The organism is uncultured Brachyspira sp. (genome assembly GCF_949287625.1).
Classification (GTDB): Bacteria; Spirochaetota; Brachyspiria; order Brachyspirales; family Brachyspiraceae; genus Brachyspira.
This window is the reverse complement of the sequence record NZ_CASEGO010000065.1, coordinates 1-16,020: the sequence shown is the minus strand read 5'-3', so window position 1 is coordinate 16,020 and position 16,020 is coordinate 1. Positions and strand designations below refer to the sequence as shown.

General features: G+C 27.1%; 12 protein-coding genes and 1 tRNA gene. 7 read left to right on the top strand and 6 right to left on the bottom strand.

Annotated features, from left to right (window positions below):
- The first annotated feature begins 236 nt into the window (after positions 1–236).
- The 4 genes from Q1X91_RS10295 (at position 237) to Q1X91_RS10280 (ending at position 5,040) form a co-directional block, all read left to right on the top strand.
- Positions 237–983 carry a hypothetical protein gene (locus tag Q1X91_RS10295; RefSeq protein ID WP_300756817.1) on the top strand — a complete coding sequence of 249 codons (747 nt, stop codon included), beginning with the start codon at positions 237–239 and terminating at the stop codon, positions 981–983.
- Positions 984–1,048: 65 nt separating this feature from the next.
- Positions 1,049–1,558, top strand: a complete 510-nt coding sequence (locus tag Q1X91_RS10290; RefSeq protein WP_300756820.1) for a BatD family protein — start codon at positions 1,049–1,051, stop codon at positions 1,556–1,558.
- A gap of 9 nt (positions 1,559–1,567) precedes the next feature.
- Positions 1,568–2,557, top strand: a complete 990-nt coding sequence (locus tag Q1X91_RS10285) for an AAA family ATPase (protein ID WP_300756814.1) — start codon at positions 1,568–1,570, stop codon at positions 2,555–2,557.
- Positions 2,558–3,588: 1,031 nt separating this feature from the next.
- Positions 3,589–5,040 carry a catalase gene (locus Q1X91_RS10280; protein ID WP_300756811.1) on the top strand — a complete coding sequence of 484 codons (1,452 nt, stop codon included), beginning with the start codon at positions 3,589–3,591 and terminating at the stop codon, positions 5,038–5,040.
- A gap of 170 nt (positions 5,041–5,210) precedes the next feature.
- Here Q1X91_RS10280 and Q1X91_RS10275 read toward each other — a convergent pair whose 3' ends face one another.
- The 3 genes from Q1X91_RS10275 to Q1X91_RS10265 all read right to left on the bottom strand — a co-directional run bounded on the left by Q1X91_RS10275 (position 5,211) and on the right by Q1X91_RS10265 (position 8,096).
- A complete protein-coding gene (locus Q1X91_RS10275) occupies positions 5,211–6,407 on the bottom strand; it encodes a pyridoxal phosphate-dependent aminotransferase (protein WP_300756809.1) in 1,197 nt (398 codons plus the stop codon).
- Positions 6,408–6,825: 418 nt separating this feature from the next.
- Positions 6,826–7,452, bottom strand: coding sequence for a tetratricopeptide repeat protein (locus Q1X91_RS10270; RefSeq protein WP_300756806.1), 627 nt, complete (start codon positions 7,450–7,452; stop codon positions 6,826–6,828).
- A gap of 200 nt (positions 7,453–7,652) precedes the next feature.
- Entirely contained in the window at positions 7,653–8,096 is a 444-nt protein-coding gene (locus tag Q1X91_RS10265) for a hypothetical protein (RefSeq protein ID WP_300756803.1), read from the bottom strand.
- A gap of 192 nt (positions 8,097–8,288) precedes the next feature.
- On the opposite strand from Q1X91_RS10265, the gene Q1X91_RS10260 reads away from it, so the two are divergent.
- A complete protein-coding gene (locus Q1X91_RS10260; protein WP_300756802.1) occupies positions 8,289–9,413 on the top strand; it encodes a sialidase family protein in 1,125 nt (374 codons plus the stop codon).
- A gap of 65 nt (positions 9,414–9,478) precedes the next feature.
- The gene (locus Q1X91_RS10255) at positions 9,479–9,907 is read left to right on the top strand and encodes a hypothetical protein (protein ID WP_300756799.1); all 429 of its coding nucleotides are present in this window, start codon (positions 9,479–9,481) and stop codon (positions 9,905–9,907) included.
- A 65-nt stretch (positions 9,908–9,972) separates the two neighbouring features.
- On the opposite strand, the gene Q1X91_RS10250 is transcribed toward Q1X91_RS10255, so the two are convergent.
- The 3 genes from Q1X91_RS10250 to Q1X91_RS10240 all read right to left on the bottom strand — a co-directional run bounded on the left by Q1X91_RS10250 (position 9,973) and on the right by Q1X91_RS10240 (position 12,257).
- Positions 9,973–11,040, bottom strand: a complete 1,068-nt coding sequence (locus tag Q1X91_RS10250; protein WP_300756796.1) for a M42 family metallopeptidase — start codon at positions 11,038–11,040, stop codon at positions 9,973–9,975.
- A 437-nt stretch (positions 11,041–11,477) separates the two neighbouring features.
- Positions 11,478–12,158, bottom strand: a complete 681-nt coding sequence (locus Q1X91_RS10245; RefSeq protein WP_300756792.1) for a flagellar biosynthetic protein FliO — start codon at positions 12,156–12,158, stop codon at positions 11,478–11,480.
- Between the two features lie 13 nt (positions 12,159–12,171).
- A tRNA-Ser gene (locus Q1X91_RS10240) sits at positions 12,172–12,257 on the bottom strand.
- 165 nt (positions 12,258–12,422) lie between these two features.
- Between Q1X91_RS10240 and Q1X91_RS10235 the strand changes: the two genes are divergently transcribed.
- Positions 12,423–15,647, top strand: a complete 3,225-nt coding sequence (locus Q1X91_RS10235) for a type ISP restriction/modification enzyme (RefSeq protein WP_300756790.1) — start codon at positions 12,423–12,425, stop codon at positions 15,645–15,647.
- Positions 15,648–16,020 lie beyond the last annotated feature (373 nt).

Here is a 16,020-nt window from a genome sequence, read left to right as displayed (position 1 = left end):
GTAATTGCGTTTTTTGCAACTTTTTTGTGCGGCAAAAAAGTTGATAATTCTATATAATGTACATCAGTTGACAAAATGAAATCGTTCCAGTATATACTGTTTAAAAGTCAAATTTAGGACTAATAACATACTATGTTTTTGAAAATTAAATGATTTATTTATTAATATTATTTATTGATATTTTTTTGTATTAAGTGTATTATAAGAATATAAATACTATGGAAGATTTTTAATATATGAGAAAATTAATTTTTACATTTATTTTAATGTCTGTATTATCAGCATTAGCTTATTCTTTTCCATATAAGATGTACACTGGAATGACAGGTGCATTGCGTTTGGGAGGTACTATTTATGTTAATAATGATAGAATAGGTACTAAAAAATATACCTTATCAAGTCCTATTATGATTAACTTTGGTATACTTAGAAACTTTGATATATTTGCAAGAGTACTTCCTATGACGTATCTTCCAGAATTAGGTGTCGGTGTTGAGGGAGAGCCTCAGTTTTCAATAATGCCTAGATTTCAGTTTTTTAATGGGTTTATAGGGGCAGTTGAAGTATTATTTCCAGGTTCATCAAAACAAAAATTCGGTCTTAATCCGCAAATACATTATTTAATAGGATTAGGAGATTTTTTAACTATGTACGCCAATTTGGAAGTTCCTATGTATTTTAACGATCCTAGAGGTGTAGTAGAATCTTTAAGGCTTAAAATGGCTTTGGGAGTATACCCCGGAGCTTTATTTGGATTTTCTCTTGCAGGTATATATTTAGAATATCATATAGCCTATGATTTCTATAACAGTGCTTTTTTATATCTTAATCATTTAGGATTAGGACTTTATCTTGTACTTAACAGTGATGCAAGTCTTTCATTAAACTTTACTCCGTATTTGGAACAGCTTGCAAGCGGCTTTTATTTTGGTATAGGCGTATCATTGTCGTATACTTTTGATTTTAATAAGCTGAGAAGATAAGTATTGACTTTTTTTACATTTTTGTATAATCTACTTCAATGATTAAATACTATATTTTTTTAATAATGATAACAGTAAATGTACTATTATATCCTATAGTAATAGTGGAGGATAAAGTTAATAAAAAAAGTATGTATGAATGGGAAAATATAGAATATTCTCTTCTTTATACAGGAGATGCTGGTAAGTTCAAACCGTCTGGCATCAATGAAAATGCTATAAGTGATTTTGAAGTTATTAATAAAGAAATAGAAATGGAAACTATACATAAAGATAATGAAGTTCCTACTATGAATTACAAAATAACTTATACACTAAAGCCCATTAGAAAAGGAAAATTAAAAATACCTGAACTAGAAGCTGCATACTATAATGTAGAAAGAGGAAACAGTTTAGTACCTCAGGAACAATTGATAAAAGAATACAATATAAGAGTTTTTAGTTCTTGGTTTATATTAATTATGATAGGACAATGGGTTATAATCATTCTTATAGCTTTTTTAATATTTAAGTTTATAAAAGAACAGCATAATTTTAATAAAAAAGCATTTGAAAATAAAAAAACTATAAAATAGGAAGTTGACATGACAGAAAATAATTCTTTGCAGGCTATTTCTGAAGCTTCAAAAATGGCACTTGATGTTGTACAGGCTATAAAAAGCGAAATAAAAAAAGTAATAATCGGTCAGGAAAATATGATAGACAAACTTCTTTTGGGTATTATATGCGATGGGCATGTACTATTAGAAGGAGTACCAGGTCTCGCTAAAACCTTAACTGTAAAATCATTGGCAAGCACTATAGATGCAAGCTACAAAAGAATACAGTTTACCCCAGATTTACTTCCTGCCGATATTGTGGGAACAGAAATTTACGATATAAAAAACTCTGCATTTGTACCAAAACAAGGACCAATATTTTCAAATATAATATTGGCAGATGAAATAAACCGTTCTCCAGCTAAAGTACAATCAGCACTTTTAGAGGCTATGGGGGAACATCAGGTTACTATAGGAGATACTACTTATCAGCTGCCAGATGTATTTTTGGTGCTTGCAACTCAAAACCCTATAGAACAGGAAGGTACTTATCCATTGCCTGAAGCACAGGTTGATAGATTTATGCTTAAAGTAATAGTAAAATATCCTACTAAAAGCGAAGAGAAAACCATTATAAAAAATATGTCCTCTTCAAAACCAGAAGAATTAAAACCTATAACTACTATAGAAACTATAGAAAAATTAAGAAAATTGGCTAATCAAATACATATAGAAGAAAGATTAATCGACTATATAGTTAATATTATAGATGCCACTAGAAATCCAAAAGAATATAAACTTCAAAGCGAATATATAGAATATGGTGCCTCTCCAAGAGCTGGAATATACCTTACAAAAGCAGCAAAGGCTAATGCTATGATGATGGGAAGAGGATTTGTTATGCCTGAAGATATAAGAGCAGTTGCTTATGAAATATTAAGACATAGAATAAGTATAAGCTATGAAGCACAGGCAGAAAATATTAACAGCGATATGATAATAGAAAACCTGCTTGCTAATATTAATGTGCCTTAATTAAAATATACCTAAACAACTATAGTTTGTCAAAAAATAAATTTTTTAAATTTTGATATTTGCGGGGCTTTGTTGCGAAGCACATAGTCGTGCCACACCCCAGTTCTTTTGTGACGCTGTCTGCCTCGCTCTGCGTGCCGTAGGCAGGTGCGGCACAAAGAACCAAAAAGACTGCATTTTTAGCCCAAATTTTGAGTACTATCATACATTTAATACGTATCTTTAAAGTATAAAGTTCTAGTAATTGCGTTTTTGCAACTTTTTTGTGCGGCAAAAAAGTTGATAATTCTATATAATGTACATCAGTTGGGTATATACTCAAAAAAATAAAAGGTCTATATAATTATTTATATAGACCTTTTTTATAAGGTAAGCATTTATTAATCAAATAAAAACAAACTAAAGCTGCTTTGAACCACCATAAACCTCCAAAATGTCCAAAGCAGCCTTATATGCATAACACTTTAAAATCATGATTTAGTTTACATCATTAAAAGTATTAAGCAAAAATAACCTCCTTTACAAATTTAACATAAACCTCTAAAAATTTAACATAAACCTCTAAGATGATTTAATTTTATAAATCAGCTTTATTTAATATATTAGACGTATAAATGTATGAAAAAGTTCCCTATGAAAAATTGCTAAAATAAAATTTATATAATTATTTATTGAAATATTTTCAAACAGCTTCATTAAAAATTAAATAATAATTTAGGATAAAACTGCAGCTTACAAAGCAGTTTTATCCGTTTTGAATCGTACAACACTGTAAAACTTTTATAAATATCCCATTTTATTCAAAAGTTTTAAGTGAGTGCATATTAAAATAAATATGCTTTTTAATTTAACACAAACCTCCAAAATTATATAATCATATATCTGTTTGATATATTAGACGTATAAAACTTAAAAAAGTTTCATATTAAAATATAAAATAAGCAAAAAATTAAAATTAGGACTTGAAATAATATATATTATTTAGTATAATATGTTTATTAATAATAAATACTAATAAGGAGATTTTTAATATGTCTGATAAGAAATTAACAACTGAATTTGGGGCTCCAGTTGAAAACAATCAAAACTCAATTACAGCAGGACCTAGAGGACCTATGCTTCTTCAAGATGTATGGTTTATGGAGAAAATGGCACATTTCGACAGAGAGGTAATACCAGAAAGAAGAATGCATGCAAAAGGTTCTGGGGCATACGGTACATTTACAGTTACACATGATATAACACAGTATACTAAAGCAAAAATATTTTCTGAAATAGGAAAGAAAACTGATTTATTTGTAAGATTTTCTACAGTAGCTGGTGAGAGGGGAGCTGCAGATGCTGAAAGAGATATTAGAGGATTTGCAATTAAATTTTATACAGAAGAAGGAAACTGGGATTTGGTAGGAAATAATACTCCAGTATTTTATTTCAGAGATCCTTTAAAATTCCCAGATTTAAATCATGCTGTAAAAAGAGATCCTAAAACAAATATGAGAAGTGCCCAGAATAAATGGGATTTCTTAACTTCTTTGCCTGAAGCCATTCATCAAATAACAATAGATATGAGCGATAGAGGAATACCTTATAGTTACAGACATATGCATGGTTTCAGCAGTCATGCTTATAGTTTTATAAATAAGGAAGGTAAAAGATATTGGGTAAAATTCCATTTCAAAACTCAGCAGGGTATTAAAAATCTTACTGATGAAGAGGCAGCAGCAGTAATAGCAAAAGACAGAGAAAGCTCTCAAAAGGATTTATTTGAAGCTATAGAAAGAGGCGATTATCCAAGATGGAATATGAAGATTCAGATAATGACAGAAGAACAAGCTAATGCAAGCAAAAGAAATCCGTTTGATTTAACTAAAACTTGGTCTCAGAAAGAATATCCTTTAATTGATGTAGGGGTATTAGAATTAAATAGAAATCCTGAAAATTATTTTGCAGAAGTAGAGCAGTCAGCATTCAGCCCATCTACAATAATTCCGGGAATTGGTTTTTCTCCAGACAGAATGCTTCAAGGAAGATTATTCTCATACACTGATACTCAAAGATATAGACTTGGAGTTAATTATTCAAGCATACCAGTAAATGCTCCTAAGTTTAAAGCTAATACTTATCATAGAGACGGATATATGAAAGTAGATTCTAATAATGGTTCTAAAGTAGAATATGAACCAAATTCTCAGGGTGAATGGAAAGAGCAAAAAGAGTATGCTGAGCCTCCTCTAAAACTTTATGGTGATGCTTTCAGATATGATTACAGAGAAGATGATGATGATTACTACACTGATGCAAGAGCTTTATTTAATCTTATGACTGATGATCAGAAAAGAGTATTGTTTGAAAACACTGCAAGAGATATGAACGGAGTTACCAAAGAAGTAAAATTAAGACATATTAAAAATTGTATGAATGTGGACAAAGCCTACGGATTGGGGGTTCTTAAAGCTTTAGGCATTGATGAGAAAGAGATATGATAATTTTTTAATATAATTTTTTTAACAAATATAAAAACAATCAAACTATTATTACAGCTAATATCTTTTTTAATAAAGGTATTAGCTTTTATTTTATCAAAATATAAAAAAAGAGAGCCATAAAAAACAGCCCTCTTTTATTATATATTATTATACTACAATAATAATATTTATTTCTCTGCTTCTTTATATTTAATCAATGCTTCTTTCAATATATTCATAGCTTTTTTCAAATCATTAGAATCTAATGCATAAGAAATTCTCACTTCATCTTTACCCAAGCCTTCAGTTGCATAGAAACCTTCAGCAGGAGCAAACATAACAGTTTCCCCATTAATATTAAAATCTTTCAAAAGCCATATTATAAAATCTTCAGCATTTTTAACAGGAAGTTTTGCAAGTACATAAAAAGCTCCTTCAGGCTCTCTGGCAACAACACCCTCCATTTTGTTAAGCTCTTCAAATATAATTTTTCTTCTGTAATCATATTCTTTTAAAGCAGCATCAAAATAATGATCAGGAAGTTCATACAAAGCAACAGCTCCAAGCATATCCAAAGTAGGAAGGGATAATCTTGCCTGACATTCTCTAAATACTGCTGTCATTAATTTTTTATTTTTGCTTATAAGACAGCCTATTCTAGCTCCGCATGCAGAGAATCTTTTTGATATAGAATCTATTATAACAACATTTTCTTCTATATCTTTGTAAGTTCCAAAACTGATTGCTGTTCTGTCTCCGTAAACAAACTCTCTGTAAACTTCATCGCTTATCAAAAATAAATCATATTTTTTTACTATGTATGCTATATCCTCCATCTCTCTTTTAGTATATACAACCCCAGTAGGATTGGAAGGATTTGCAAGCATAAATGCTTTAGTTTTAGGTGTAATATGTTTTTCTATCTCCTCACGGCTTGGCAAATGGAATCCGTCTTCAGCGTAAGTTCTAACAGCATTGTATTTAATATCAAATACATCATAGAAACTTTTGTAATTAGCATACAAAGGCTCAGAAACCAATATCTCATCTCCTTCATCAAATATAGCAAGCATAGCAAACGATATAGCTTCAGAACCTCCGCTAGTGATAACTATATCTTCTACATCATAGTGAATACCCAATTTTTCATAATATTTTTGTATTCTATCAATAAGCAAAGCCAATCCCCTTGAATGCTCATATCTAAGGGTTGTACCGTTATATTTAGAAATAGCTTCAAAAAATATCTTAGGAGTCTCTATATCTGGCTGTCCAATATTAAGATGATAAATCTTAATTCCTCTTTTAAGAGCATCTTCTGCATAAGGGTTCAATTTTCTAACAGGCGAAACTTTTAATCTTTGAATTCTTTTAGATATATCCATAACACTTCTCCAATAATTATTATATATAGTAATCTAAAAGAACAAGATATATTAAATCATAAAAATTGTCAATATACTTAATAAAAAAATTTGTTAAAGAGTGTTATGTTTAAAAAAATATTTTAGTATATACCTAAACAATTACAATTTGTCAAAAAATAAATTTTTTAAATTTTGATATTTGCGGGGCTTTGCCCACCACGCTGTGTGCTACGCAACACCCCAGTTCTTTTGTGACGCTGTCCGTGCCGTAGGCAAGCGAGGCGGGAAAAAGAACAACAAAAAATTGACAAACTTAAAAATTTTCAGTATATACCTAAACGGCTATAATTTGTCAAATGGAGTATTTGGATTTTGTATTTTGATATGATGCTGCTAATGATATTTTTTAAATAATTATGAACTTATTATAAAATTATTAAGATAAAATATTTCTTATTCTGCCGAATATAGATTTTTTTTCTTCTTTTTGATGCAATGATTTATAATCTATATTTTCATTACGGCAAAACTGAATGGCTTTTTCTATATTTTTATTAGCAAGTTCTATAATATTTTTTAGCACCAAGTCTTTTATTGAACTCTCTTTATCGTATAAATCTATAAAATTATCTGCACATTTATCATAGTCATTGATATAATAGTATGATACTGCCTTGTTATAAATGCCGTAAATAAAATTATTATCTAATTCTATAGCCTTATCATAATAATAAATTGAATTGTTATAATCTTTTAAGTCAAATAAAGTATTTGCTAAGTTATAAAGATTATTTATTTCTAAGTTATTGTCATTTTCTATTTTTAATTTTTCAAAGTTTTTAATATGCATTTTCATTTCTTTTAATTTTTTATTATAGTTATTATTAAATACTTTTATTTTTCTTTTTGATTTTTCTAATATATTATTATTTATTATTAATGTTATTAATGTAAATACTATTATTACAACAGTTAAAAAAGCAAACCAGAAATTGATAAGATTATTAGAAGATTTTACAGTTTCATTTAATGAAGTTTGAAGTCTTATATTATAATTATCCAAAATATTTTTTAATGAAGTTTCTAAATTGTCTTGAGATGTGCTTTTTAGTATTATATTATTTGTGATATTTTTATTGCTTGATATTTTACTTATTATGATATTTGTATAATAATCTTCTTTTGCTATTATAATGTTATTTAATGAGGGAGCAAAATTTGTAATTGAATAATTAAGAGAGTTTTCTATTTTTTCATTATGCGTTATATATATATATTTCTAAATACCAAAATTGATATTATAAAAAGAATTACAAAAGTTAATATATAATATCTATGAATAAACTTTAAAAATCTAGTTATATATTTCTTTTTTGAATGCTCTTTTATTTTATCAATACCAGCATTTGTAATATTTTTAACTTTTCCTTTTATATCTTTTTCATCGATATATTTTTGAAATTTATCTATGTTATCTGATGTAAAATATTTAGCTTTTTCAAATCCTTTTCCTGCAGCATCTTTAATTTTTTTTATATTTTCATCATTTATATACTCTTTAGCTTTATTTGAAATATTTTCCTGAAATTCTTTTAATTTATTATTTTTTATTGTTTGTGAATTATTATTTTTCTTATTATATCTTTTTTTTCTATTTATATTTTGTCTTTTTATATTTCTGTATTTATTTCTATTAATTCTACTCATATATATTTGCCTTTATTATTTAATTATTTTAACATATTGATAATTTAATTTAAAGTGTAAATTTTTTTTATAATAAAAATTTTTATTATATATTGTAATATACAAATTATTAAAAAATACAGTTTATTATATTTTTGTATATGCAGGTATTTTTATACCGAAAATTATTATATATAAATTTGAGGCTTTATTATGAAAATAAATATTTTAGACGAAACTATAATTTTTGAAGATAGAAATTTATATCCTGCTTTTCCTAGCATTATTAAACTTGATAATAATAAATATTTAGTAAGCTTCAGACTAGCACCAAAAATAAAAAAACATTATTCTCATCTTCATTCATTAAGCAAATCAATGCTTGCTGTTATTAATAAAAATAGAGTAGAGAAAGTATTTGAATTTGCTCAATATGATGAAGCTGCAAAACAAGATGCTCAGCTTTTTAGAATAGATGATAAAACTATAATGGCATACTATTTCAGATATACATTTCACCCAATTAATGAAAAAGAACTATTCAAAGATTATACTTTTATAGAATATGACAGCACTATAGCATTACTTTCTGGAATAGGTGTATGTATAAGCTATGATAATGGAGAAACTTTTTCGAGTCCTTATATTATAAAAATAAATAATGAGAATGATATAATGAAAAACTTTGCGGTTAGAGGCAGTATGTGTAAATTAAATAACGATGAAGTACTTGCTCCAATATATGCATACAAAAAAAATATAAATAAAAATAATTCAAAATATCAATGTTATATTATTTCTAGTAAAGATTTAATTAATTGGAAACTTAAAACTTTTTTAGCTGAAACTGATTATAAAAAAATAAATGAAAAAAAGTCAAAAATAGAGTATGTTGAGCCTTCTCTTTTAAATTATAAAAATAATGTCATAGCTTTTATAAGAACTCATATTAATAATGAATATGCTCTTACATCTATAAGCTATTCAAAAGATAAAGGCAAAACTTTTTCAAGCCCAATATTGACTAATATAAAAGGCTATCCTTTAAATCCTCTAGTTTTAAGTAATGGAAAATTGCTTCTTACTTACGGATACAGATTAAAGCCTTATGGTATAAGAGCTATTTTACTTGATAATGCTGATGATGTATTGGACATAGAAAAAATTAATTATAAAGCCTCAAATGAAGAGATTATAATAGATTCTTCTATGAAAAGTACAGACTGCGGATATCCTTGGTGTGCTGAAGATAATGGTATTATATTATGTGTTTATTACGGGTATAAAGATAAAAATAAAATAAGAAAAATATATATGAAAAGGTTTACTTTTAATTAAAAATATAGTATAAAGTAAATATAACTATATGATAATAAGTATTAATAGTGTATTGGAGGTTTTATATGGACGATAAGGATATAATGGATCCTAATGTGTATCAGATAAAAAAGAATGATTGGGAAATTTTAGAAGATGATAATTACTATATTTATAAATTATTAGCCTACAAATTATCATCTTGGAGCGAGGATACATACTTAATTATAAAAATAAATAAAGAAAATAAAAATAAAGAAATAATAATAGATTGGAATAGTAAAGATTTTGTATTTGCTGAACATAAAACATTTTTCAGATTTGATAATGATTTACCTGATAATTTAGAGTGCAAATCAAGTGAAGATAGATTAAGCTCAATAGTTTTAAAACCAGATTATGTTTACGATAATTTACTTAATGCCCATATGCTAATAATACGTGCTTCTTTAGAAAAAAGTAAAACTACAAGAATGTTTGATGTTTCGAAGTTTAGAGATATAGTAAAAAAATAAATATATAAAAAATGGTACTATGTTTTTTATGTCATAATACCATTTTATTATTCAATTAGCTTTTATTAAAATTCTTTTATTTTTTCTTTGTTTAGAGTTTTTATTAATTCTTTAGCAATGTTAATAGAGGCTATTATATCATCATAAGAAGCATAGCAGTAATGACTATGAGCATATCTTGTTGCCACACCCAATACTACATTTGGAGAACCTAAATTAGTTTTATGATAAACAGCTCCGTTAGTAGAACCTTTTTCACGTACAATTACTTGATGAGCTATATTATTTTTTTTAGCTATATCTATTGCGTATTTATTTAGTCTAGGATTAGTAATCATACCGCCGTCAATTACTCTAAGCTGAGAACCTCTTCCTATAGCACCATGAGCTCTGTCTCCGTAATAAAATGTATCATCTGCAGGAGAGCCTTCAAATACTATAACCAAATCAGGCTTTACTTTATTTGAAGCTACAGCAGCACCTCTTGCCCCTACTTCTTCTTGGGCTGTCATCATTCCAACCAAATTAACATCTAGTTTTTCATCTTTTAAAGCTTTTAAAGTTTCTATTACGCATAAAGCTCCAACTCTATTATCTATTGCCTTAGCACATATACTTTTTGTCCTATCATCATATCTGAAATCAACATCAGGTACTATAGGGTCTCCTATTTGTATGCCGAATACTTCTTCAGTCTCCTTTTTACTTCTAGTTCCAACATCAATATACATATCCTGCAATGAAGGAAGTTTTCTTTTATCTTCTTCAGTCATAAAATGCGGAGGTTTTGAACCTATTACACCTTTGACATATTCTCCGCTTGAAGATTTTATTACCACAGAGTTTGATACTATATTAGGTATATGCCAGCCTCCTAATGGTATAAAAGATATAGTACCATTATCATTAATATGTTCTGCCATAAATCCTATTTCATCTATATGACAGTCCAAACCTACTATAGGTTTATTTTCATCTATTTTGTTTAATCCTAAATAAAGATTATTTATAGAATCTTTTTCACTGTCTATAAATGAAGTATTATTTTTTATAACTTCTATAACATCATCTTCAAAACCAGAAGGTCCGAATGCATTAGTTAAATCTTTCATTAAATTCAAAATATCATTCATAGAAATTCCTTTATTAAAATATTTAATTGCAAATATAATAAATCATTTGAATAAAATATCAATTAATAATTTATGTTTTATTATATAGCTAAACAACTATAGTTTGTCAAAAAATAAATTTTTAAATTTTAGATTTGTGGGACTAGCCCCCACACCCCCAGTTCTTTTGTTGGCACAAAGAACCAAAAAGACTGCATTTTTAGCCTAAATTTCGAGTATTACCATACATTTAATACATATTTTTTAAAATATAAAGTTCTAGCAATTGCGTTTTTTGTGAAATGTATTCGAAGGATAAAAACTTTTGGCGAAGCCCGCCTGCGACCGAAGGAAGTACTGTTAAGTATGGTGTGTGCGGCAAAAAAATTGATAATTATGTATAATGTGTACCAATTGACAAAATAAAATTGTTCCAGTATATACTGCGAATTAATTTTTTATTTCTGACTATCTTCTTTATTAGTAGGATTATTCGAGTTAAGATCATGAAGTCTTTCTCTTATTTCAGAAGTAGTTTTTAAAGGGTCTTTTTCTTTCATTTTTGGCTGCTTGAATACAGAAAGAGTTTGATTTAAAATGTTTTTAAAGCTGTCATCTACAATATTATTTTTAGAGTTAATATACATCATTTTAATTTGATCTTTAGTCTCTTTATCTTCAATTTTTGAAAGCATATTAATATTATGATCTGATATAGAAACTAAATACATATCATCAACAATTTCTATTATAGAAACATATCTGTTAGGTGCTAATGGAGTAGTAGCAAGTACTTTTATAATTTCAGAAGAACCAGATACTTTTTTGGATTTGTTTTTCATATACATAAATACTAAATATATACCCACTAAAGTAACTATAAAACCAATAATAGCTTTAAAAAACATCCAGCCGTTACTTACTTGAGCTCTATTTTCTATATTTCTAATATCCTGAAGTATAGCAGGCTCATTAATATTATTAGTGTTGTTTAGCTGAGCATTGAAGAAGTTTGTCTCTGTATTTTGTACAGCTTCATTGGTATTGATTATTTGATTAGTTATTGTGTTATCATTTGTTTCCTGAGAAAGTGCTATTATAAAAACAGCTAGGAATATAATAGAAATTTTTTTAATCATATATAAACCAATGCGGAGAGAGCGGGATTCGAACCCGCGGTAGGGGTTGCCTACGACAGTTTAGCAAACTGCTCCCTTCGGCCTCTCGGGCATCTCTCCATAACTATATATTTTCTCAAATAGTTTTGTTATCATAACATAAATATTATTTTTAGTCAAGTTTATATTTAATTAAAGTTTATTTTTTATTAAATATTATAGAATGTATTTTAATTTTGACAAATGGTATATTTTTTATTATAATATAAAATTAAGGATTATATTATGATTAAAGAACTATATTTATATTTAGAAAGCATAAAAGATATAACTACTGAAGATAAAGAGCATAGTTATAGAGCTTCTTTAGAGAGTTTATTAAATGAAATAAAAAATCATCTTAATTTTAATAAGGTAAATATAAAGCATGAACCAAACAATGATAAAGAGGGCAGAGGAGCACCTGATTTTTTAGTTACTATTGATTCTCTTGTTTTGGGCTATATTGAAAATAAAAGAGTAAATGCCAATCTTGATGAAATTATTAAAAGCGAGCAGATAAAAAAATATCTTCTTTTGAGTGATAATATTATAATTACAGATTATTTGAGATTTATATTAATTGATGAAAACTTAAATATTATTGATGAAGTTAGAATATGCGAATTAAGTGAGATTAAAAATTATAAAAAAATTAAACTTGAAGAAGTAAGTAAAAAACTTTCAGATATATTTAAAATATTTTTTTCAAGAGAGCCTAAACCTATAAATACAGCTTTAGAGTTTGCAGATGCTTTAGCTATGCGTACTAGAATATTAAGAGATGATTTATACGAACTTGAAAATAATAATCATATAGAGCGTTTATATAATATATTTAAAAGTACAATTTATTCTCAAATAGATTTTGCAGACTTTTGCGATAATTTTGCACAGACACTTACTTATAGTTTGTTTTTAGCAAGACTCAATACTAATGAAAAAATCGATTTATATAATGTGACTAAGTTTATACCTAAATCATTTCCATTAATAAGGTCTATGAGTAAATTCCTTCAGGATTTGGAAGAGTTAAATATTAATGACTTAAAAACTATAGAATGGCTTTTAAATGAAATAATAAATATAACTAATCATATAAATATTGTATCTATTGTAGAAGAATTAAATAAATATGATAATACAGTTTCGCAGAAAGATCCTTATATGCATTTTTATGAAACCTTTTTGTATAAATATAATCCAGAACTTAGAGAACTTAGAGGCGTTTATTATACTCCTCAAAGCGTAGTTAATTTTATTATTGATTCTATAGATATAGTTTTAAAAGAGTATTTTAATAAAAATAGAGGTTTAGGCGATGCATTAGAAAAAGAAACTAATATAACTCTTTTAGATTTTGCTACAGGCACAGGTACATTTTTACTTGATTCTTTTAGGAAATCTTTATCATATTATCAAAAAAACTCTGTTAAATATAACCCTAAAGAATTAATAAATAAATTTTATGGCTTTGAGTTTATGATAGCACCGTATACAATAGCACATCTTAAAATATCTCAAACACTTAAAGAAGAGTTTAATTATAATTTAGAAGATGACGAGAGATTAAATATATTTTTAACTAATACTTTAGAAAATATAGATTTAGATGAGAGCAAAGGAAAAAATAATATATTTGAAGAGCTTAATGAAGAGATGAATCTCGCACAGAAAACAAAAGAAAAAGAGATTCTTATAATAACAGGCAATCCTCCATACAGCGGAGCAAGTGCCAATAAAGGCATATTTGAGGAAGAGGTAAGAAAAGAATATAAAGACGGATTAGAATCTCCTCCTTTGGCTATCACAAGAAACGGTAAAGTAGAAAAAGAGAAAAATCCTAAATGGCTTCTTGATGATTATGTGAAGTTTATAAGATTTGCACAGCAGAAAATAGATAATCAAAAGGCAGGCGGAATATTCGGCTTTATTTCTAATAACTCATTTTTAGATAATCCCACTTTCAGAGGTATGCGTTACAGCTTATTAAAAAGTTTTGATGAAATATATATTGTAAATTTGCATGGAGATACCAGAAAAAAGGAAGTGTGTCCAGACAGCAGCAAAGATGAAAATGTATTTGACATAATGCAGGGCGTGAGTATAAATATATTTTTAAGATATACCCAAAATATAGAAGATAAAAAATTAATTAATGTAAACTCTATCACACATAAATACAGCAGAGAAAATGCAGCAGTTTATTATTATGACTTGTACGGAAAGAGAGAATATAAATATAATTTTCTTCTTGATAATAATATAAAAAGCATAGAGTGGCATAAATTAGAATATAAAGAGCCTTTCTTTTTGTTTGTCAAACAAGATGAAGAATTACGTGAAGAGTATGATAATTTTTATAGTGTAAAAGATATGTTTATATTATCAAGTGTTGGAATTATGACTGGTAGAGATAAATTTTGTATGTCTTATAATAATAGTATATGTTCTTTAAATCAATTAAAGTCAAATATAAATAGGGTAATTCAGTTGGATACAGAAACAGCAAGAAAAGAATTAGATTTAGGTGAAGATTCAAGAGATTGGAAAATAAAAAATGTAAAAAAAGAATTATGTGATACTAACAATTCAGATGATAATTATAAAATAGTTAATTATCGCCCTTTTGATAAAAGATGGACTTATTATACAGGTAAATCAACAGGATTCCATAGTATGCCAAGAGGTATGTGCATGGAACATTTTATTAATAATGTTAATATTGGATTAGTTTGTTATAAAGGTACTAAATTACAAGAAATTTCAAATATATTTATTTCAAATGAAATGATAGATTTAAATTTAGTTGGGCAAGGTAGTAGTATTTTTCCGTTATATTTATACAAAACTAATAATTCAAAAAAGCTATTTGGAATAGGAAAAGATATGAATGTTATAGATTGTTCAGACCCTTTTGAAAAATCCAATAAAATAGAAAATTTTACGCTCAATTTTAGAAATTTCATCGACAAAAAATACGGCTTTCATTTCCCGCCTGAAGAGGTTTTGGGCTATATTTATGCTATACTCTTTCACAAAACTTACAGAACTAAATATATTGATTTCCTAAAAATAGATTTTCCTAAAATTCCTTTTACGGATTCTAAGGATATATTCATAAAATTAAGTTCTCTAGGTACTAAATTGTATAATCTTCATTTGATGAAAGACAATGATTTGAATGCTGATATAGGAGAGGGTTTATACAAAGATGATAAAAATGATAAAATAGAAAAACCTTCTTATAATGAAAAAGAAAATAAACTATTCATTAATAAAACTCTTTATTTTGATAAAGTTTCAAAAGAAGTTTGGCTTTATAAAATAGGAGGCCATCAGGTATTGGATAAATATTTAAAATCGCATAAAGGCGAAGATATTGATTACTCATATTTTCAGAAGATTATACAGGTTTTGTATAAATCATTGATTATAGAAAGTGAAATTTCGGCTATTGATTTTTTGTAAATAAAAGGCTTTAACTAAAATATATTTAATCAAAGCCTTTTTACAAACATTTATATTAAACTTGTTTCAAAAGTAATTTTATTTATAATTTGTGTGGACTAGCCCTGCGAATCATAAGTCGTGCCACCGCTCTGCGTGCCGACGAAGTACACCTCGCGAAGCGTGCCGTAGGCAGGTGTAGGCAGCGAAGGCTATATTTAATAATTTATTCTACATGTAAAACGTAATTAGTACTATTTCTTAGATTTGCACTTTTTACAACTTTTTGCGTCGGGAAAAAGTTGAATAAAAAATTGACAAACTTAAAAATTTTTAGTATATACTGGAACGATTTCATTTTGTCAACTGATGTACATTATATAGAATTATCAAC

What these genes read in the sequence shown, in the direction of transcription:
- Q1X91_RS10255 (WP_300756799.1), top strand. Translation starts at nt 9,479, where the DNA reads ATGGACGATAAGGATATAATGGATCCTAATGTGTATCAGATAAAAAAG.
- Q1X91_RS10245 (WP_300756792.1), bottom strand. Translation starts at nt 12,158, where the DNA reads ATGATTAAAAAAATTTCTATTATATTCCTAGCTGTTTTTATAATAGCA.
- Q1X91_RS10260 (WP_300756802.1), top strand. Translation starts at nt 8,289, where the DNA reads ATGAAAATAAATATTTTAGACGAAACTATAATTTTTGAAGATAGAAAT.
- Q1X91_RS10280 (WP_300756811.1), top strand. Translation starts at nt 3,589, where the DNA reads ATGTCTGATAAGAAATTAACAACTGAATTTGGGGCTCCAGTTGAAAAC.
- Q1X91_RS10265 (WP_300756803.1), bottom strand. Translation starts at nt 8,096, where the DNA reads ATGAGTAGAATTAATAGAAATAAATACAGAAATATAAAAAGACAAAAT.
- Q1X91_RS10250 (WP_300756796.1), bottom strand. Translation starts at nt 11,040, where the DNA reads ATGAATGATATTTTGAATTTAATGAAAGATTTAACTAATGCATTCGGA.
- Q1X91_RS10235 (WP_300756790.1), top strand. Translation starts at nt 12,423, where the DNA reads ATGATTAAAGAACTATATTTATATTTAGAAAGCATAAAAGATATAACT.
- Q1X91_RS10285 (WP_300756814.1), top strand. Translation starts at nt 1,568, where the DNA reads ATGACAGAAAATAATTCTTTGCAGGCTATTTCTGAAGCTTCAAAAATG.
- Q1X91_RS10290 (WP_300756820.1), top strand. Translation starts at nt 1,049, where the DNA reads ATGATAACAGTAAATGTACTATTATATCCTATAGTAATAGTGGAGGAT.
- Q1X91_RS10275 (WP_300756809.1), bottom strand. Translation starts at nt 6,407, where the DNA reads ATGGATATATCTAAAAGAATTCAAAGATTAAAAGTTTCGCCTGTTAGA.
- Q1X91_RS10295 (WP_300756817.1), top strand. Translation starts at nt 237, where the DNA reads ATGAGAAAATTAATTTTTACATTTATTTTAATGTCTGTATTATCAGCA.